The organism is Spiroplasma sp. SV19 (assembly GCF_030060925.1).
In the GTDB taxonomy this organism is placed as follows: domain Bacteria; phylum Bacillota_I; class Bacilli_A; order Mycoplasmatales; family Mycoplasmataceae; genus Spiroplasma.
Window position 1 is genome coordinate 575,897 of record NZ_CP045455.1, and the last position, 20,879, is coordinate 596,775.

Sequence of the window (20,879 nt, forward strand, 5' to 3'; positions counted from 1 at the left end):
ATAATATCTTCTTACTTAATAATTAATGATGGTTGTGTCATTTCAGCGGGAATTTCTTCATCCAATAATTCCAAAATAGTTGGGGCAATATCAGCAATTCCCGGATCTTTATCACGTAATTTTAAACCTTCTTTAGTAATAATAATTGGAACTAGTTGGGAAGTATGTTTTTTATTTGGTCCACCAGTTTCATCAATCATAATTTCAGCATTACCATGATCAGCAGTAATAATCATAATACCATTAACTTTTTGAATTGCTCGATAAATTTTACCAAGACAATCATCAATTGTTTTTACTGCTTCAATCGCGGCTGGTAAAATTCCAGTATGACCAACCATATCACAATTAGCGAAGTTTAAAATAATAACATCAAATTCATTACGATCAAGTTCAGCAATTAATTTATCAGTAATTTCATATGCGGACATTTCTGGTTTTAAATCATATGTTGCAACTTTTGGCGATGGAATTAAATCAGCTGATGCTCCTGGTAATGTAATTTCAGTTTGAGTTGCTAAACCATTTTTAAAATAGTCTTTTCCTCCATCAAAGAAAAAAGTAACATGCGCAATTTTTTCTGTTTCAGCAATCCGTAATTGACGATAACCTTTTTTACTTAACCATTCTCCTAATCCATTAACAACTTCAATTGGTTGAAAAGCAACATGTTTTGAACCAACTGTTGCCGCATATTCCATCATTGATACAAAATAAATATCATTTAATTTTGGCATAAAATAACTTTCTACCTCATTAACAGGAAAATCAACATTTGTTAATGCTGAAGCAATAGCAATTGCACGGTCAGGACGGAAATTAGCAAAAAAGACTCCATCACCGGATTTAATGTAACCTTGGGGGGTGTTAATATTATAAGCTGGCATTAAAAATTCATCATTTCGACCAACTTGATATTCTTGGTCAATATATTCTAACGGATCACTAAACTCAGCTCCTTTTCTAGAAACTAAAACATCATAAGCAACTTGCACACGTTCATATTTCTTATCACGATCCATTGCATAATAACGTCCTCCAATTGTAGCAATTGCGCCAACTTTTAACTTTGCTTGTAAGACATTAAATTGTTCAATGTATGTTTTAATACATTCTGGTTTAGTGTCTCGACCATCTCCAAATAAATGTAAATAAATTTCCTTAACCCCTTCTACTGCTGCTAACTGATAGGCTGCAAAAATATGATTAAGATGTGAGTGAACACCACCATCTGAAAATAATCCCATAATATGAAAAGCCCCATTATTTTGTTTTGCAAATTTAATTGCTGCTAAAATTTCGGGATTTTGATTAAAAGTTCCATCCTTAATAGCTTTATTAATTAATGTTAATGACTCATATTTAATCCGACCAGCTCCCAAATGAATATGGCCAACTTCAGAATTCCCCATTTGACCATCTGGTAACCCAACTCATTCTCCCGATGCATGAGCAGCTACTCATGGGTATTTTGCTTTTAACATTTCAACATTTGTCATATGTGCTTGTGTAACTGCATTTCCTTTTGAATCAGGGGCAATTCCCCATCCATCAAGAATTGCTAATAAAATTGGTTGTTTCGCTTTCATTTTAATATTTTCTCCTCTTTTTCTTTTTCCTCAACAATTATATAATTATTTTTCATTATTGAAAATATATTTTTCAATCATTTTTGCAACGCCACCTTCTTCAACATTGCTCGTAATATCTTTGGCAATTGCTTTAATTTGTTCTTGTCCATTATTCATTGCAATTCCCAACCCCACATTTTTTATCATTCAATAATCATTCATACTATCACCAATTGCCATCATTTCAGATAACGCAATTCCCCATTGTTTAGAAATTCATTTTAAACCTGTTAATTTACTAATGCCAGGAGCATTTATTTCTGCCGCATGCGCCGCATCAATTGCAATTTCAATATTTTTAGCTCGTGCTAAAGTAACGAATTCATCTGTTTCCTGCACATCCATTGCAATACATTTATAAGCAGCATTTTGAATTTCAGAAAGACTATCATACTGGATAAATTCACCATGAAAAAAAGTTAATTCTGGATTGTTTTCGGCAACGGGGTCAAAATTAACAATAACTTTCGTTAAATCATCAATATAGCATCATAATTTTTTCTGATATTTTTTAGCTAATTGAAATAAAAAGTTAACTTGTAAAACAGATAATGTTTGTTGATGCACAATCTTATTTGTTTTAATATCATAAATACAAGCACCATTAAAACCAATAAAATACTGATGAAAATAATCCATTTTTACTTTTAAGGCTTCTGGTAATGATGTCAAAATTGGTCGTCCCGTTGCAAAAATAACCCGAATACCCATTTCTTGTGCTTTAATAATTGGCATAATATTAACCGCTTCAATTCCTTGATGAAAGCGACAAGCGGTTCCATCCATATCTAATGCAATTAATTTAATATTTCTCATAATTCCCTACTTTCTATTAAGAATCTCATAATTATATTGTAAAAGAAAAAACCATATTTTTAAATATGGTTTATGAATTTAAATAATAAGTAGTTGGTAAAATTGATTTGCCATCTGCCAATGTTCCTTGTTGATGATTACTTAAAACTGATTGTGAATTAACAACAGTTAATTTTGTTTCTAATAATCAATTTTTAATTTCAACACGAAAACCATAAATGGCACCTACACATCCACCCAAAATTGCTAACATTATTAAAACACTAACTAAAACTGTTAACCACGGACGCGATTTTTTTATACAATTTTTACATTGGCATTGTAATCCATCATTTTCAATCTCAACATTTAATTTTTGATTTTTTTTACGATTTGTTTTTTCAAGTTCATTCTCAAATAAATCTGTTGGTAATACTGATGCAATATTCATATTTTTCCCAAGACCTACTTTAATATTAGGATCAATTGGAACATTTAATAAATCTGCTGGTTTAATACTTTTTTGATTATTATAATTCTCATTTTGATTTAAACCACCACTTTGTAAATTAGCAATTCGTTCCGCTAACGTTTGGTTTTGTGTTGTTGCAGCAGATGACTGTTGCAAATTGTTAGGCATTGAATTTGTTCCTTGTGAACTTTGCTGTCCTGTTGCTGCAAAATTAGCACGTTGTTGATTTATCATTTGCTGCTGATATTGTTGGGGTGCGACATTCTGCGGTGATTGTTGTTGTGAATATTGCTGTGGCATTGGCGCTGTTTGCTGCTGATACTGTTGGGGTGCTGTTGCATTCTGCGGTGATTGTTGTTGTGAATATTGTTGCGGCATTGGCGCTGCCTGCTGCTGATACTGTTGGGGTGCCACACCCTGTTGTTGTGAATATTGCTGCGGAGCGACACTTTGTGGAGGCTGTTGCATTAATCCTTGTTGTTGCGCATATTGCTGCGGCATTGGCGCTGCTTGCTGCTGATACTGTTGGGGTGCCACACCCTGTTGTTGTGAATATTGCTGCGGAGCGACACTTTGTGGAGGCTGTTGCATTAATCCTTGTTGTTGCGCATATTGCTGCGGCATTGGCGCTGCTTGCTGCTGATACTGTTGGGGTGCCACACCCTGCTGATACTGCTGTGGAGCAGCAGTAAAATTATTCCCTTGGTTGGGAGAAAGTTGCTGCTGATTATTTTCCGGTTTATTTTCTAAACCATTATTAGTCCAAGAATGTTGTAAACTCATTTTATACCCTCTCATTTAAATATTGCCATACGTAATTGTATAATAATTATATCATAAAATGAGAGTTTTTCCTATGCCAATATTGCTTTTGTAAAAACACTATTGATAATTGCACTTGGGCGTTTATTATTATATAAAATATCATATAAGGCTTCAAATAAAGGTAATACTATTTTATTAACTCGTGCATCTAACACAATTGTTTTACAAGTTAAAACACCTTCAACTGTTTTAGCATGACTTTCTAATACTTTTTTGGCATCATCTGCTTGGGCAATTTCAAAACCAAGAGAATAATTCCGTGATTTTGTTGAAGTCGCAGTTAAAATTAAATCTGCTAATCCTGCAAAGTTTAAAAAAGTTTCAATGCGAGCTCCTTTTGCTTTTGCAAAAAGTTGAATTTCATTTAAACCCATTGTAATTAATGATGCTTTAGCATTATCTGATGCATAAAGACCATTAAAAATTCCTGATGCAATTGCAACAGCATTTTTTAATGCCACAGCATATTCAGCACCAACAACATCTGTATTCGCAAAAGTAACAAAATATTCATTGTTAAATAAATCTCGCACTTCTTGTGCAATTGTAATTTCACTTGAAACTGCCATAATACACGTTGGTTTTCGCTGCAAAACTTCCATGGCAATACTTGGCCCATAAATCCCTGCATATGCTTTTAAAATTTTATCATCAATTAATTTAACAATTGAGCGAGATAATACTTCATGCGTTTCAGGATCTAATCCTTTTGCAACATTAATAATCACAACCGGTTTTGTTACTGTTTGATTAATCTTTTCAATAACTGGTTTAATAGCAATAACTGGAATTCCCAAAATAATATATTCAGCATCTTCAACAGCTGCAGCAAAATTAGTTGTTGCTCTAATTTCACGATTAATTTTTAAATCACCAAAAAAATGGCTATTTAAATGCTCATTATTAATATCATTGACTTCTTTACTATCAATTCCATACATAATAACATTATGGTCATTATCTGTTAAAACATTGGCCAAAACAGTGCCATATGCTCCCGTGCCAATAATAGTGATATTCTTTTGTTCTTTTTTCATTATTATTTACCTCATTACTTTCTTTCTCTAAATAGTATTTTAATTGGTACCCCATCAAATCCAAAATGTTCACGAATTTGATTTTCAAGAAACCGTTTATAAGAAAAATGAATATATTTAGGATTGTTACAAAACATAATAAAAGTTGGAATCATACTTTCTGGTTGCGTAGCATAATAAATTTTTATGCGACCACCATTAAAATCAGGCGGAGGATTTAGTAGTTGTGCTTTAACTAAAATTTCATTTAAAACACTAGTTTTTATGCGCTGAGTTAATCCAGCATAAACTTCATCAATTGTTTGAAATAAGATATGCACGCGTTTTTTTTCTAGTGCCGAAACAAAAACCATTTTAGCATAATTTAAGTACTTAAAATAACCACGAATTTGTTTTTCAATTACTTGCATTGAACGATCATTTTTTTCTGTTACTGCATCTCATTTGTTAACAACTAGAATAATTGGTTTGTTTTGTTCAAAAGCGATTCCAGCAATATTAGTATCTTGGTCAGTAATTGGTATTGTCCCATCAATAATTAGTAAAACGAGATCACTTCGTTCAATCGCACTAACCGCACGAAGAACACTATATTTCTCTAATTTCTCATAAACCTTCCCCTTCCGTCTAATTCCTGCCGTATCAATAACAGTATAAAGGTGATCATTTCGTTTAAAGGTTGTATCAATTGAATCAGTGGTTGTTCCAGCGATTGGAGAAACAATTACCCGTTCTTCTCCTAAAATAGCATTTGTCAAGGATGATTTTCCAACATTTGGTTTGCCAATTAAGGAAAAATGAATTCCTTCGGTTCTTGGTTGAATTGGAATTTGATCTAAATAAGAAATTACTTTATCCAATAAGTCCCCAATACCAATCCCATGCGTTGCCGACACAGCAATTGGTTCACCAAATCCTAATGTCATATATTCATATAACTCACTTTCTTTTTCTTGTTTATCATACTTATTAATAACTAATAAAACTGGTTTTTTAGCACGATACAATATTTTTGCAATCATTTCATCATCAGGAGTGACCTCTTCTTTATATGATAAAACAAAAATAATAACATCAGCTTCCGCAATAGCAATTTCTGCTTGCATTTTAATCTCTTGGGCAAACATTGCTTCATGATCTAATGTAATTCCTCCTGTATCAATCATTAAAAATTCACGTGTTAATCATTCTGAAAAAGCATAAATCCGGTCCCGCGTAACACCAGGAGTATCTTCAACAATGGCAAGACGGTTTTTAATGATACGATTAAATAATGTTGATTTTCCAACATTTGGTCGTCCTACAATTGCTACGGTTCCTTTTTTTGCCATTTACTTTCCTACCTTCTTATAATTTACTACTACTTCATAAATTGCTGCTACTGTTTGTTCAAATGTTAAGATACTACTATCAATTACAATTGCATCAGCAGCAATTTTTAGTGGTCCAACTGCACGGGTTTTATCAGCACAATCACGTTCTCTTAACTTTGTTGTAATTTCTGTCAAATTATTTGGAGCAATATGATTCTCATTATTTTGATTTCATCTTCGTTCAGCTCGAGCGGCAATACTAGCTGTCAAATAAATTTTTACTTCTGCATCAGGTAAAACAACAGTTGTAATATCGCGTCCAACAACAACATTGCCTTTATTAATAACTAATTGGCGTTGTAAAGCTACCATTGCGGTTCGAATAAAATCAAGACCAGTAATTTTGTTAATATTGTCAAGAACTAAACTTGTTTGCAACATCAATGTTACATCTTCATTATTAACATAAATTTTGTTATTTAACACTTGATAATTAAAATTTGTTAACTGGGTTTGTAACTGTTGATAATCATTAAAATCAATTTGTGCTTTTGCACAAAAATAAGTAAAAGCACGATAAGTTAGTCCTGTATCAATAAACTGATAATTCAATTTTTTGGCCAATTCATAACCAGCAGAAGATTTACCACTACCAGCCGGACCATCAATAGCTATATTTAATTTCATCATCTTCTCCCATTTTCTATAACACAAAGATTAATACTAAACAAACAACTAATAATATAACAAATAAAAGCATCGTTAATAATAACATTTTATAGCGTAGTTTTATTTTACGATAAGTAACTAATACATTATTATGTTTTTCTTCTAATAAAATACTTGATTCTTTAAGCATTTCTGCTGTACTACGACTGTCATTTTTACGCATATGTGCAATTGTACTAAATTCAATATTTGCTGAATTAATTTTAAAATTACTATTTTCTGCTTGGATTTTATCACTTAAACGATGGTATGTAATTTTTTCAGCTAAAATGCTTTCTAAAATTGTTTGATATTTTTGATAAGTTGGTTTGTTTAATAAAGTTTCAGCAATTAAAATATTATGCATAACATCACCCGCATCTTGGTCATTTTTCGGATTAACCTGTGCTGTGGAATTTGTTGTACTAACAACTTGCTCTAATAATTGCTGTAAATCATATTTAAAATCAGATGGATATGGTTGCTCATCTGGATTTTTATCCAAATATACTTTTTCTCAACTAAATTCTTGTTCAAAATCTGATTTAATATTATTAAAGAAAGTAGCATCAATTACATTTAATTTTGCCATATAACTATTAATTACTTGATTTGCCTGATTAATTTCTTGATCTAATTCAATTTCCTTTTTAATCATTTCACGTAGTTGGGCAAATTTTTCCATTCTAGTTTCCATTGTACCCCTCCAACTTTTTCAAACTACATTAAAATTATATATTATTATTAAAATTTTTGTTATTATTATAGTAATAATAAATAAGATAATGGGGGGATCTCAATGGCGAACCGTGATATTTCAAAGAAAAGAACATATGTTAATACTGACTTGTGTATTTCTTGTGGAAGCTGCATTATGATTGATGAAACTGAAACATTCTTTATGGATGATGATGGTTTTGCAAATACAACAGAAAATGATCAAGAACTAGTTGAAGCACAAATGGTTTGTCCAACAGCAGCGATCTTCATTAAAACATTAGAAGAATTTAAAGAAAAGCGCAAAAGTAGTCTTGATACTGATTAAAAAAATGTTTTATAAATACTTATAAAACATTTTTTTAATAATTATTTTCTTGCCGAGCAAAGTTTATTTTATTTTTCTTATTATATGCCGTAATTAAGTCGGTTTCGGTAAATTTTAATTCCTCAGCAATAATTAAATATTGATTTAACACTTGAAAATAAATTTTAGCTGTTTGCTTTTTAATTAATTTAGTACAAACAGCAAAACAATCCAAATAAAGTTTTGTTAGACTAAACGATTTGCCAACATATTTGTTTTGATAATGGTATTTATTAAAGTCAACTTGGAGACTACTCCCAATGCTAATCAAAAAATGAATTCCATCAATATATTCTTCTAATAAAATATCTTGTTTTGAAGCTGGTTTAACACTTCAATATTTAAAATCACGTTGTTCATTAATAAATTCTGCTAACTCAACTAAAAAAGCCAAAATTCGTTTATCTAATGTCTGCTCATCATTTAAGTTGAATTTTGTCAAAATGTGATGATCTAGTTTTTTTTGATTTTCAAGCAAATATGCAAAAGTTTTGTTACTTAACATTTTTAGCAACCTCCTGTTCTGCTCTAATTTTATTTAAAATAGTTTTTGCGCCGGGAATTTTATCATATTTTTTAACAACTTCTCCCGTTAAAGAAGCAATAATTCGTTCGGAAGCAAATGGATCACGGGGGTCATAAATTCAAGCATTATCAAAAACACTAGCAACATCTTCTTCCCCCATTGTACCAATGACTATCGCATGAAAACGATTCCGTCTTGTTCGTAACATCTCAATTCTTTCAATAATATCTGGCGATAAATCAGAAGTCATAAAATCACTAATTAATAATAAATCAGCATTAAAATATTCATTACTATCCATTACGGTTAAAGTATGTTGCAAAGCGGGTTCAACATCGGTATCACCACCAAAACTCTTAGATAAAAAATCAATTAACTTTGGAACAGAATCCTTCAATTGTGATAAATTATAAACATCTAAACTTTTTGAAAAATTAATCATATAACAAGGACGATGTTCTGACAAAGCAATTTTCGCAACTGCCAATGCTAATGCTTTGGCAATTTGTTCGGGACTACCGCGCATTGAAGAAGAGGTATCAATTGAAAGCACGATTGGACCTTTTTCTTCAGGAACATATGATTCAAAAGTTGTTAACTTAATTTGCTCTTTTGGAACCTTATCTTGGGATAAAAATTCAAAGGTTGTTAATTTTCCTTCAATATATTTCTTATAAAAAATATATTTTAAAACTGGATCTCGTAGTAAAACTAATTCCGCAGGAAACATATGCTCCAAATCTTTTGATTCAGTTGCCCCAATAATTTCTTCTGGGGACGAACCAACAGGTTTTCATTCATAATCCATAACAACTTCTTCTAGAATTCGTTGCTCAATTAAGTTACTTTCACCTTGATAGCGACCTAATAAAGTTGCAATTTCCATAATTGCTGGATTACTTTCCAAAAATTTGGCAAACTTATCAATTGCTCTCATATCAACACCTGGCTTTAATAATTGCACAGGATCTCACATGTTACCAAAAAAATTTCATACTGTTTTTAGCAAACTATTAGCTTTATTATAAATTTGAATTCGATTGTATAAATCTTGCATAAATTTACTCCGCAACTCTTCAATTTTAGCAAAACGATAATCATTAATTCTTTTAATTAGAATTGATTCTCATATGCCAACAAAATCACGAAATAACATATTAGGATTATTATTTTTTTTATTAAATTCATAACGATAATAATTCAAACGATCATAAAATGGTGAGTTGACTTTAAATAAAAAATCCTGGGTTGAAGAATAATTCTTTTTTAACCCTTCATAACCATTAACCTTAATTCAATGAAATAAATAGATCTCTTTTTCAATATTTGGACTTAATTTAATTTTCATAATTTCAGTTTCAATTTTCTGATCATAAAAATTATTAATTTCTGAATCAAAAATATTACTTAACCATTGATTTGATTTTTTTACCAGAGCAAAATTTGGACTAGCTAAATCAGTCTTTTTTAATTCTGTTAATTTCTCTGCTAATTTAACTCCTGCTTTTTGCTCTAAATATGGATTCATAGTGAAAGACTCCTTTGTTTTTAAAACTAATTTTTAACTAAGTTTGAGGAACTACTAAGATTAGCTTCTGGGTTTTCTTTTGATCGATAATCAGCTTCAATAATATCCTCATTGAAATTTAATTTATTATCATTAAAAGCATTATTAACTGCTAAAAGGAAACGGTCCTTGAAAAAAATACAATTCAATTCTAATAAACGTTCTTTTTCATCAGGAAAAGCAGTTGCCAAACTATCAATTTCACGTTCAACTGCCAGAATTCTTTTCTCAAGTTTTGAATTATTATCCTCTACTTTCGAATTTTTAATTTCCACTTTAATTTCTTCATCAGTTTTAATAATTTTAAAAGTACTATCATTAACATAACTAATTTCAGTTTGTAAAACATCAACCATATTATCTAAGTCTTCTCCGTAATATAATTCAACTAATGTTGGCTGGGTTTTATTATGACGAGCATCAATCAAATCTTCAACACGAATAAAACAAATTGGATACTGTGAATTTTTCCAAAGAATACGATGAAAAGTTCCTTGCAATTTACCATCAAAAACATCTAAATATTCACTTTTCCGACTATTAACTTCTTGAATATCTTCATACTGCGCTGATAATTCTTCTAATTCTTTACTCAAACGATTCTTTTTTTCACGTACATCATAAGTTAAAGCATCTAAATAAAACTCATTGAAAATAGCATTATATTCTTCTTCTTGTTCTTCATCATCTCAAATACAATATGGAATAACTAGTCAATCAGCTTTATCAACTGTATCACGACCATTATAAAAAGCCGATGCTTTCATTAAATGAGCAATCTTTTTTCAACGACGATCAGAAATATAATATTCGCCATCAGTTGCAATATACATTGCTTTTCGAAAACGTGCAATAAAATCAAATGTTGACTGCGTCATTTTAACTTTATTAATTTCTTTTCGTCACACATCATATTCTTCGTGCGTAATTTGCAATGCTTCATCAACTTTAACATCTAATTCCGTTACTCCAGCAATCATATCATTAAAATTTGCTTCATCTTTTAAACCATGGGCAATATAACGAATAATAAAACGGTCATATAACGCCTCTAACCCTTGTCCTTCTGCTGGTAACTCATTTGAAGCAGAAATTAATAACTTCATTGGAACTTTAATATCAACTCCGGCATTACGAAAAATCTTTTCATTAATAATTGTTAATAATGTATTTTGAATTGAAGGCCCCGCCTTTCAAATTTCATCTAAGAAAACAATTTCTGCGGTTGGCAAATATTTATCAATTAATCGTTTATAAACTCCTTTTTGCAAATCTTCAATTGAAATTGGACCAAAAATTTCTTCTGGTGTTGAAAAACGATTCATCAAATATTCAAAAATTGTTCCGTTTTTAAAAGCATGTTTTAAACGTCGTGAAACTAATGATTTGGCAATTCCTGGTTTTCCTAAAAGAAAAATTGATTCTCCACTTAACATTGCTAACATTGCTAAATTAAAAATTTCTTCTTTTTCATACACATTTTGCTGTAATTGTTTTGTTAATTCTTCTAATCTTTCTGTAAGTGTCATCATTTTTCTTTACTCCTTAAACTTCTAAATTAATTTTTCGTTTGACATCATCTGATTTAACAACCAATAGACATGCCCCAACAATTCAAATTGAGGTAATGACTAAAACTAAAACAATAAATATTAATAACCACTGACTAACTGGTTCTGAGGTATTCGCTTTAATGCTACCTAAAATTAATAAAGTAGCACATAAAATTTCAACAAATAAAAAATACAAAATTGCTAACATAATATAGGCAATTGACCAACCATAAACAACTCCGGCAGTTCGCGCCATTCCCATTGGAATAAAATATAATAAACTAAATAATAAGGTAATAAATAAAAAACCATAACTTAAGAGGTCCTTAACATAAATATTAGCAAAAACTTTAACATTGGGATTAACAAAATTACTTAAAGCAATTAAAATTGCTTTCTGACCAATAAAGTAAGCCAAAGTAATTGCAAGTACTTGACCAAGAATAATAAAACTACGGCCAACTCGTTCTAACGAACTGTCTCAAAACATTCGGCGTTGTGAAAAATCATTATTTTGAATTGGTGAAGTATAACTAAAGCGCTTTTGTTCTTGTTTTGATAATTCCTTCACTTCTTCTTCATACTTTTGTCGTTCTTCTTCTGTATCAAGCAATTCCAAATCAGGAAATTTACTTCCATATGTTGGCTTATTTTTATTCATCTTAAACCCCCTTTTGTTAGATATAAACCATATTGTTATAATTTTAGCATTTTTTCATAAATTTAAGCAATTAAATTGCATTTTTCCTAACTTTCAACAACAAAATCTCGATGAATTCTACCCTCAAAATATCTTGCGCCATTTATTGTTGTTATTTCAATGTTGTATCAATATGTCCCTGCTGTTCGAAAAATATCATTATCATTTAATCAAACGCCATTTGAATCAATAATGATAATTGTAACATAATTACTAATATCATTAATATTATAACCATCCCTATTAACTGCTTCTTTTACTTGGTTCATTAATGTACTAATTACATTGCGGACAGAACTACCGACTTTTTGCTTGCCCAGATTAATCGCATCTTGATATTTACTAATTCAAACCGGATTAACAATTAAATTAAAAGTTGCCGTTCCTGTTAAAACATTGTCATTTCCAAGAGCAGTAATAGTAATTGTTTTATCTCCTGTCTCTAATTTTACTAAGCTATTTTCTGAGACACCATTAATGCCAAAATCATACTCATTCAAATTTAAGCCCCTACTTTGTGCCCGTCTTAAAATTTGTGTTTTAATTTCACGATAAGCACGCTGTTGTGTTCAAGAACTATCTACAACTAATTGCGGTAAGGAAATGGCACTAATTGGCGCTGCTGTAACAGTAATACCAGTTGTGTGAAAATGGCCTTGATAATTTAATGAGTTTTTAGTTGCAGTAATTTTTGCATTATATACTCCAACTCGCAAATTATTATTGTTGTATCGCCCAACAGAAACTTCATTTACCGCAATATTAAATGCATCACCTCTTGAAGTTTCAACCGGATAATTGTTACCTGGTTGACCACTTCCCATTGGATGATTACGTTCTCATTCATTAGCACCTTGAATAATTGCTTGCTGATAATCATTATATAATTCTTTCATGCTATCTAAAGTTGTATATGTTTTTGGTAAGACAAAGTTTGGTTGTAAAACATCAAGCATGTTTTTATCAACACCACGCGGATCCTTCACAACTTTATTTGGAATCTCATATTCATAAGACAAATCATAAATATTATTAATAGTTCCATCATATGAAAATTTCACATTAATAACAATATTCGGAAAAGTTAGCATCTTGTCTTGATATACCTTATTATTATTTCCACGAAGCATCCCATTAACTGGTGGCTGCTTATTAAACGTTGTTCCCGCAATTGTTGTCGTATTTGTTCTAACACCAACCGTAATTTCTTTAACAATATTATCAATATTAATATATTTATTATTTAAGTTTTCTAACAAATAGTTTTTTAAACTTGTTTTAATTACCGCAATTTTATTTGTTAAAAGATTATCAATTGTTTGCTCTGAATCATCATATTGAATATTATCAATCACATCTTTTACATTATTAACAACATTAAATTGCTGATAATTAATTGAACGATCAGTATAGCTCTGTTGATCATAGTACATTTTCGTTGGATCACGATTAACTTTATCAGCAAGACCATTATTATTAATATTTAAAAACTGAATTAACACTTCATTAGAAAAAATTTGGTGTTCAGAACCTCAGACATAACGACTAAAATCATTATTTTCATAATTAACATTGTCAGAAACATTGTCAGAACCTAATCCCATTTCTTCAATATAACCGCGATAAGAATTAACTCGTTCATTTCGCATTGCCCCATCTAAAAATGTCCGATCAGTGTTTCGATCATATAAATCATAACTATTTTTAACATTAGTAAAAGTTGGCATTTTAATTCCAATCTTGGTAAAAATATTTGCAACTGCTCCATAATTATTACTATGATAATCAAAAAGACTAGCACCAAATTGTTTTAAGGCATTAAATTTTTTAGAATTATACTTAATATTTAAAGCTAAGTTACTTGCAGAAGGGTTATCCGTAATTGTAGCAAACGGTGCTCCATTTTTATTAACAATCTCCTCATTAATGATAATACTATTATCAGCTTTTGCGATAGGATAATATTCTGTTAAAAGGGCATTTAAAATTGTTTCATTGCTAGTATCTAAGACAATTCCATACTTTTGAACTAAAGTAATAATCTTCCTATTACTCATTAAATTAAGCATTTGACTTAAATTTAATCATGTTGGAATTGCGGTTTGAGTAGTATCATATGTATAATCAAAAGTTTTATTTAAATCAACATAATAACCAACATTATCAGTTCCAATTAATTGTAAAGCAAATCTAATTTTATAAGTAAATAACCCCCGGTCTTTATCAACAGGAATAACTGTCACTAACCCATATTTGTCATCGCCATCATTATACGGATAAGTTAAGATTTTTGGTCGTAAAACTAAATTCAACCGATTCCCTTGATAAATTATTTGGGTTCCTGATAAAGTTGCTCCAGTTCCTTTTAGCATTGTTTCAACAATACTTAAATTATTTTTGACTCAATCATTTTTTGCAAATATTTCTTGAATAACTTTAATATTATCTAAATTAGCATAAATATCTATGCTATCTTTTTCACCAACATTAAAAGAAACATATGTTGCTAAATTTTTTGGAACTGAATCACCATTAAGATCAACTAATGGTTTTGACAATTGGTAATTAATCATTCCTGTAATTTTATTATCCAACAAAGTAGCATTAGCTCACGGATTCTTACTATGATATGAAGAAGGCGTCACAATTGAATAAATAACACCACCCAAACCAGCAGCAATCGCTACGGTCCCAATGACAGCGAAAATCTTTAAATTTGTTTTTCGCGACAATTTTCGTCGCATTGGTGATGGTGATGATACTAAAGAATTATTATTCTTTTCTTCTGTTACCATTATTAGTTTTCCCTCCTATGTGCCATTAATTTATCATTAATCTTCTTTAAACTCTTTTTCCTTCGTTCCTTGTTTTTTTGCTTGTTGTTCTAAAACTGGTTTTTGAACATAAACTCGTTCATTTTTTTCCTTTAAATTATTTAAATTATACTTTTCTTTATTATACTTAATTGTTTCTAATTCAACAAGATGTTGTCGTTCTTGTTCTAATGTAACTAGCTTTGTTTCTACCCTTTTGATTTGTTCTTCATCTGTTAGATATTCAATTTTTTTACGTAAAACTCATTGTTTTTTAACCTCTCGTCACAATAAAACATACGAAGGAAAAATTACCAAAATACAAACACTAATCAATGTAAAAGCCACAATAAAATAATTATTAATGGTATTAAACATCCCAATATAAGTGACCGCTAAAACAAAACAAATTACATAATATACTATCGCAAAAATAGTTGAAATAATGATTCAACTTTTAAAACTAGCAGCCCTTTTTAGTTTAAGATATGGCAGCCCAATAAAACAGAAGAAAAAGAAGGCACAAAGAAAGCCAGCAACACCAGCAATAATATAATGAATTTCATAAGTTCGATGTGAAATAACACCCGTTAAATTTTTAATATTATTGTATGCCATAGCACAACCAGCACCAATAAAATAACCCATAAAAGTACCTAAAATTGAAAAACCAATGATTAATAATCGGGTTGCAACTTCAACTCTAGTATTTCATTGTAATGCTAATTCATCTCGTTTTGAACTAATTTTTGTTAACATCCTAATCTCTCCTTATCCTCTTGTTGCTCGAATTTGATTTGATAATTCATTTTCAACTCTTCGTTGATATTTCTTACGATTACTTTGTAAGAACATGCATCCAAAGATAAAACAAACAAAAGAAGCAAGAATTACCCCCGGCAAAATAAATGGGTTAATATTTAATCCTCCAACCGAACCTTTGACATAAACTATTTGTAACACCGCAATTAAGAAGACAATTGAACAATTAATATTACCAACAATACTTATAACAATTGTTCAAATATGCACCGTGCGTAATGTTTTTGCAATTAAAATTGGAATTGTTAAGAAAAAGAATGTTGTTATTCATGCAATTGATAATACAATAATTAAACCAATAACAATTGGTTGTCCAATTGCAACAATTGATCCTGTAAAAGATGTATTTATTTTTGAAAGCAGGGCAATAAGAAATTGAGCAAGAACTTGTCCTAACGTTGGCACATAGACCATTGCAACAACAATTAATAATAACTGGGAAAAAACAATCATTATTCGTGCTAAGGTTTCACTTTTTGTTGCAAAATAATATTTAGTTGCATCCACATTATAATGATAAGGAAGTGGTTTACTTTGTTCCTTGCGTTTTAATTCATATTCACCTAACGACTTTACTGTTTTATCAACCACTGTTTTATCCAAACTTTTCAATGATGCAGGTCGATTATCTTCCACAAATTGAATTGTCTGCAGCGGCTGGTGTGATGCTTCACTTTTTGTTGATATTACTTTTTCTTTTTTCATTTGACACCTTCCTATTCAACCACTTTTAATTGCGATCTAAAATCTAAACTTTCCGCCATAGCAATATTAATCCGTTTTTGTTGTTGTGCTGCTGAAAATCATAGGAAAAAACTACCTCAAAACAAAACTAAGGCACAAATCCCTGCCATAATAACGCCTGGAAAATTTAAACGAACCGGAATATAAAGATAAGCAACAACACTTATTGTTAACATTAATAAAGCAAAAAAACATCCTAATGTATTAAAAATAATTCCTGTTAATTTTACTGATTTAATATTACGAACAATCAAAGTCGGAATAACAAAAACCAATGAAAAGATAATCCCTAAAAGAGCAAGAATGATGGTAAGACCACGAAAAACGCCATCCGCAACCCCAAAATTATTAAAAACAGCGGGAATTGGTAACTTACTAGTTGTAATCATTGCCAATGAAGCTGATACAATAATAATAACTCCCAACATAATTGCTTGCCCAATTAAAATCATAATTCGACCAATAATTTCCATTGTATTATTAAAATACATTCGTGTTAACCGAATATCATGCTCTTGTGAGTTTTGTTTTGTCGTTCATTTTTGTTTACTCATCAATACCACCCAAAATTAATATTTCCCCTTTTAATTTATAATGATTATAGCATTTTCTTCAAAAAATACTATCCCCCTAAAAAATAAAAAATTCTTCTAAGTTAGAAGAATTTTTATGGTTGATAAATAAGTTTTACTTTAAGTTTAATTGATCCTTCAAACAAGGGAATATCTGGATGAATTGTAATAGTTGTTTCCTTAACAGTTTCTGCTTCTGTTGGTAATGCTAATTGCTTCAAAATTGCTGGATCAAATGCATTATAAACAAATAAATTTAACGGAACATTTGGATGTTGATTATGTAAAGCAGAATTATTTGTAATCCGATCATTTAATAATGACTTCATAATAGTGTCTAATAAGGACTCTTTTTCATTTTCGGTTGTTGGTAACTTACGAATAAACACTGGCACTGATTTAGCACTTAAATCAACATCGCCAAATGATATTGGATTTCCTGGCGTTAATTTAAAAGTAACAGTTATTTTACCCTGATAATTTCCAGGATTGTTTAATATAAGTTCAAATTGTAAAGAAATGTCTTGCGCTATATTGGGATTATAATTTTCAATTTTATCACCAATCGTGCGTCCTAATTCTGTAACGTTTCAATCACGTTGATTTCTTGAAATTCCAAAAGTATCTGCTTGTATGTCAGTAAATGGTTGTTGTTTAACAACATCTTCTCAAATTTGACTGCCCAAATAAAATCCTTGTCATGCTGATGTATCTAATTTTGTTGCATTAAAATGATAATTTTTATTTGTTAAATCAATTGCTAAATTAGTTGTGATTGGATTATCAATCATTTTAATTTTACCGTGAACAGTAATGGCAACATCACGACCAGTTCCATCTTCTTCATAACCAAGAATAGAAATAACATAGGTTTCTCAATCACCGTTGCCTTTTGTATTTTCCAATGCTCGTTTTAGATTGTCTTTAAGTTGAATTATAAAATTACTTAATTTTTTTGATAAATTAGGATTTCATTCTGGTGTCTTAATAACCTTATCTCAAACTAATTCTAACACTGAATCAACATTATGATTATCTTGACGAAGTAATAAAATTGGATCAACCTGTAATAGATTAATGGCAGTTCCTTGATTAATTAGCTCAACTTCAATTGCAATATCACCTCTAAACATTAGATTTGTGTTAAGATTAATTGTATTTAATGTCACAACTTTTGTTCCACCAATGTTAGGTCAATTTTGCTTTAAAGTTGTTTCTCATCTTGTTACATCAAAATCTTGTAATTTTGGTCCATTTACTAAGTTTGCTTCTTACATTGCATTAACAGGTTTTGTTAAATTATCAGAATCAGAAATCAAAAACATATCCAATGTTAAAAGTGGAGAGATTCGCTGTTCTGTTTTTGCTTGTTCAAAAATTGAATCAATAACTGGCACATTATCGTCAGTAACAATCACATTATTTGTTAAAGTAAATTCTGTTGCAACATTTTCTCGCCCATCAATTTTAGAAGGTGAGGGCGAACCACATGCTATTGCATTAACAGATGAAGTACTGACCAAAACAGTTGCTGTTAAAAGTGCTAAAATTTTTCGCATTTAGACCATTCCTCCCTTTCTAAAAATATTTACTAATATAATTATACACTGTTTAATGTTTTATTCATAATTAATATTAAAACGGAAAGTAACAGTCTGTAAATTTTTTGGAATATTAGCAACTGCTTGCAATGCTAATTTAATATCAAGAACAGTATATTGACTATAATCTTTTTCATTATTAGCACGAATAAGATCAAATCATTCTGAAAATGAACCCGCACTACTATGATAATTATTAACGGGGGTAAATGTTGTTTGATATTCATTTGTACAAGTTGTTCTATATTGTGCTTTTGAAACACCATTAATAATATTTAATTTATTGCCTGTTGTTCGCGCAATATTTTGAATAAAGTCTCATGTTGAATCAATAATTTGATTTATCAACATTGTTTCAAAAGTTACTTGATCAGGACCAATATTTCTAACATCAATATCAATTTGATTTAATGGTGTAGTTGCTCCATATAAATTAGCACTTCAATATTTTGTAAATAATGTATTACGCTTCTGCGGATCATCAATTGTATAAGCATCAGGATTTCCTGGATGAACTAAATTAGTGATTGAATGTAGAGATGGCTGATCAATTGTGACAAATTCTGTCCCCGGAGCGGGATTACCATTAAAATCAATTACTAAGTTTTGATTTTCTTGGATTGTTCGTTTAACAACAGTATAATCATTTTTCTCAATAACACCATATGATTGGAATGGTAAAACATTTCAATCATACACCCATTTATATTTTGAATCATTAGGATTAGTTAAAACATCTCTTTGTAAATCTTTAATAGCAGTCGCTAACGATTCTTTCCCATTTAAGACATCTTTTACTTGTTCACGAAGACGATTACTAATGATATTTTGAATTGTCTCATCTTTTGGTAAGAACATAAAATAAAATTGTTCTGGTTGCGTTACATCCAATCGTTTTGGGGTAATTAATTCATATCAATTTTTCCAATCCTCGGGAACTAAATCTTTTGGTAAAACCATCCCACGATTTTCTGATGTTTCTAAAACATTAGTTAGAAAAATAAATAATTGCGGAATATATTTGCCACCAATATTAATTTCATTTGAGCCTAATCCTTTGTTAAAATCTTTATTATTTTGTTGAGCTGATTGAATTACTCGATTCATATCAAACATATATCCAACACTATCAACAAAAACATTTGGCAAAATTTCATCTCTTGGATTAACACTTGAAATAGCAAAATTACTATACGGATTATAATCACCAATAAATTCTTTATCTGCACCCTTATTTTCATCATAAAAAGCAGTAAATTTTGTCTTATAAGCGGCATACACAGCATCATCCAACTGTAAACTATTATTGTTTCCATTTAACATAAGATTATTTGCTTGACTGCCAAGAATCTTTGTCTGATTTTCTCAAATTGTTGGATTAGCTTTATCCTTGTTCATTGTTTCTGCTGCTTTAAAATATAAAAAGTTTGATAAAAATCCTTCAATCCCAATAAACAAGGTCGGCATTCAAATTAATGTTGATTGGTCTTCACCTCTGTATTTAATTTTTAAATACAACATATTTTCCATTAAATTCAACTTATTCTTTTGAACATCAGCAAGCCCTAATGGTTTTGTTCCTTGCGCATCAGTATAAATATTTAAAATTTGAATTTCTTTATCATCACCATATTTCCCTTTAAAAAAGATATTATTAGCAATATATTTTTTGGGAGCATTATTAAAAATAACATTATAAGCATATTCTAACCGTAATGATGTTGCTCTAACCTGTGTTTTTGCAACATGACCGGTTGTGGGATCAGGAGGAAGCTCATACATTTCAAAAACAGGGGTTGTTTTAGTATTATCTCGTAGTTCTGTTTTAGCAAAATTAACTTGAAAATAATCCCCTGACTCAAAATCTGGCAACAGACCATCCGTTTGAATCCCACCATAACTTAAGATTTTTGCTAAAAATGCCACAGCAAAATAAGATGACGGAACCAGAGCCACAATATATAATAATGCACAAATTGCTGCAATTCACCCTTTTTTTCGCGAAGCAACAGTGACATTTTTTGTTAATTTATTAAGTTTGCCTCAACTTCCTGGTTTTTTTGCCATTAGTTTTTCCCTTAATTCCCCTTTGCATAACCTACTTAATATATAATAT

The 20,879-nt window shown here is 30.2% G+C and carries 19 protein-coding genes; 1 reads left to right on the plus strand and 18 read right to left on the minus strand.

What is annotated here, in order from left to right:
• Positions 1 to 11: 11 nt before the first annotated feature.
• The 7 genes from gpmI to E7Y35_RS02785 form a co-directional block, all read right to left on the minus strand.
• Positions 12 to 1,589: a 2,3-bisphosphoglycerate-independent phosphoglycerate mutase gene (gpmI, locus tag E7Y35_RS02755; RefSeq protein WP_283272824.1), complete on the minus strand. Its 1,578-nt coding sequence runs from the start codon at positions 1,587 to 1,589 to the stop codon at positions 12 to 14.
• 45 nt (positions 1,590 to 1,634) lie between these two features.
• The gene (locus tag E7Y35_RS02760) at positions 1,635 to 2,447 is read right to left on the minus strand and encodes a Cof-type HAD-IIB family hydrolase (RefSeq protein ID WP_283272825.1); all 813 of its coding nucleotides are present in this window, start codon (positions 2,445 to 2,447) and stop codon (positions 1,635 to 1,637) included.
• A gap of 70 nt (positions 2,448 to 2,517) precedes the next feature.
• A complete protein-coding gene (locus E7Y35_RS02765; RefSeq protein WP_283272826.1) occupies positions 2,518 to 3,681 on the minus strand; it encodes a hypothetical protein in 1,164 nt (387 codons plus the stop codon).
• A 71-nt stretch (positions 3,682 to 3,752) separates the two neighbouring features.
• Entirely contained in the window at positions 3,753 to 4,760 is a 1,008-nt protein-coding gene (locus E7Y35_RS02770) for an NAD(P)H-dependent glycerol-3-phosphate dehydrogenase (protein WP_283272827.1), read from the minus strand.
• A gap of 14 nt (positions 4,761 to 4,774) precedes the next feature.
• Positions 4,775 to 6,091, minus strand: a complete 1,317-nt coding sequence (der, locus tag E7Y35_RS02775) for a ribosome biogenesis GTPase Der (protein WP_283272828.1) — start codon at positions 6,089 to 6,091, stop codon at positions 4,775 to 4,777.
• On the minus strand, positions 6,092 to 6,760 hold the full coding sequence (gene cmk / locus E7Y35_RS02780) for a (d)CMP kinase (protein ID WP_283272829.1): 669 nt from the start codon (positions 6,758 to 6,760) through the stop codon (positions 6,092 to 6,094).
• 16 nt (positions 6,761 to 6,776) lie between these two features.
• Complete coding sequence (locus E7Y35_RS02785) at positions 6,777 to 7,478, minus strand: hypothetical protein (protein WP_283272830.1); 702 nt, start codon at positions 7,476 to 7,478, stop codon at positions 6,777 to 6,779.
• A gap of 102 nt (positions 7,479 to 7,580) precedes the next feature.
• Here E7Y35_RS02785 and E7Y35_RS02790 point away from each other — a divergent pair, with 102 nt between their 5' ends.
• Positions 7,581 to 7,826 (plus strand): ferredoxin, encoded by a 246-nt coding sequence (locus E7Y35_RS02790; RefSeq protein WP_283272831.1) that lies wholly within the window; start codon positions 7,581 to 7,583, stop codon positions 7,824 to 7,826.
• Between the two features lie 34 nt (positions 7,827 to 7,860).
• Here the strand turns inward: E7Y35_RS02790 and E7Y35_RS02795 are convergent, their stop codons facing one another.
• The 11 genes from E7Y35_RS02795 to E7Y35_RS02845 form a co-directional block, all read right to left on the minus strand.
• The gene (locus tag E7Y35_RS02795; RefSeq protein WP_283272832.1) at positions 7,861 to 8,370 is read right to left on the minus strand and encodes a dUTP diphosphatase; all 510 of its coding nucleotides are present in this window, start codon (positions 8,368 to 8,370) and stop codon (positions 7,861 to 7,863) included.
• Positions 8,360 to 9,919, minus strand: a complete 1,560-nt coding sequence (locus E7Y35_RS02800) for a VWA domain-containing protein (RefSeq protein ID WP_283272833.1) — start codon at positions 9,917 to 9,919, stop codon at positions 8,360 to 8,362. The genes E7Y35_RS02795 and E7Y35_RS02800 overlap by 11 nt, the downstream gene beginning before the upstream one ends.
• Before the next feature lie 26 nt (positions 9,920 to 9,945).
• Positions 9,946 to 11,490 carry an AAA family ATPase gene (locus E7Y35_RS02805; protein WP_283272834.1) on the minus strand — a complete coding sequence of 515 codons (1,545 nt, stop codon included), beginning with the start codon at positions 11,488 to 11,490 and terminating at the stop codon, positions 9,946 to 9,948.
• A 13-nt stretch (positions 11,491 to 11,503) separates the two neighbouring features.
• Complete coding sequence (locus E7Y35_RS02810) at positions 11,504 to 12,172, minus strand: hypothetical protein (RefSeq protein WP_283272835.1); 669 nt, start codon at positions 12,170 to 12,172, stop codon at positions 11,504 to 11,506.
• An 86-nt stretch (positions 12,173 to 12,258) separates the two neighbouring features.
• Positions 12,259 to 15,006 (minus strand): hypothetical protein, encoded by a 2,748-nt coding sequence (locus tag E7Y35_RS02815; protein WP_283272836.1) that lies wholly within the window; start codon positions 15,004 to 15,006, stop codon positions 12,259 to 12,261.
• Positions 15,007 to 15,042: 36 nt separating this feature from the next.
• Positions 15,043 to 15,783: a hypothetical protein gene (locus E7Y35_RS02820; protein WP_283272837.1), complete on the minus strand. Its 741-nt coding sequence runs from the start codon at positions 15,781 to 15,783 to the stop codon at positions 15,043 to 15,045.
• Between the two features lie 12 nt (positions 15,784 to 15,795).
• Complete coding sequence (locus tag E7Y35_RS02825; RefSeq protein WP_283272838.1) at positions 15,796 to 16,551, minus strand: hypothetical protein; 756 nt, start codon at positions 16,549 to 16,551, stop codon at positions 15,796 to 15,798.
• A gap of 11 nt (positions 16,552 to 16,562) precedes the next feature.
• Positions 16,563 to 17,144: a hypothetical protein gene (locus E7Y35_RS02830; protein WP_283272839.1), complete on the minus strand. Its 582-nt coding sequence runs from the start codon at positions 17,142 to 17,144 to the stop codon at positions 16,563 to 16,565.
• Between the two features lie 113 nt (positions 17,145 to 17,257).
• Positions 17,258 to 18,331 (minus strand): hypothetical protein, encoded by a 1,074-nt coding sequence (locus E7Y35_RS02835; RefSeq protein WP_283272840.1) that lies wholly within the window; start codon positions 18,329 to 18,331, stop codon positions 17,258 to 17,260.
• 102 nt (positions 18,332 to 18,433) lie between these two features.
• Positions 18,434 to 18,721, minus strand: a complete 288-nt coding sequence (locus E7Y35_RS02840; protein ID WP_283272841.1) for a lipoprotein — start codon at positions 18,719 to 18,721, stop codon at positions 18,434 to 18,436.
• 60 nt (positions 18,722 to 18,781) lie between these two features.
• Positions 18,782 to 20,830 carry a hypothetical protein gene (locus E7Y35_RS02845; RefSeq protein WP_283272842.1) on the minus strand — a complete coding sequence of 683 codons (2,049 nt, stop codon included), beginning with the start codon at positions 20,828 to 20,830 and terminating at the stop codon, positions 18,782 to 18,784.
• Between the last annotated feature and the right edge of the window lie 49 nt (positions 20,831 to 20,879).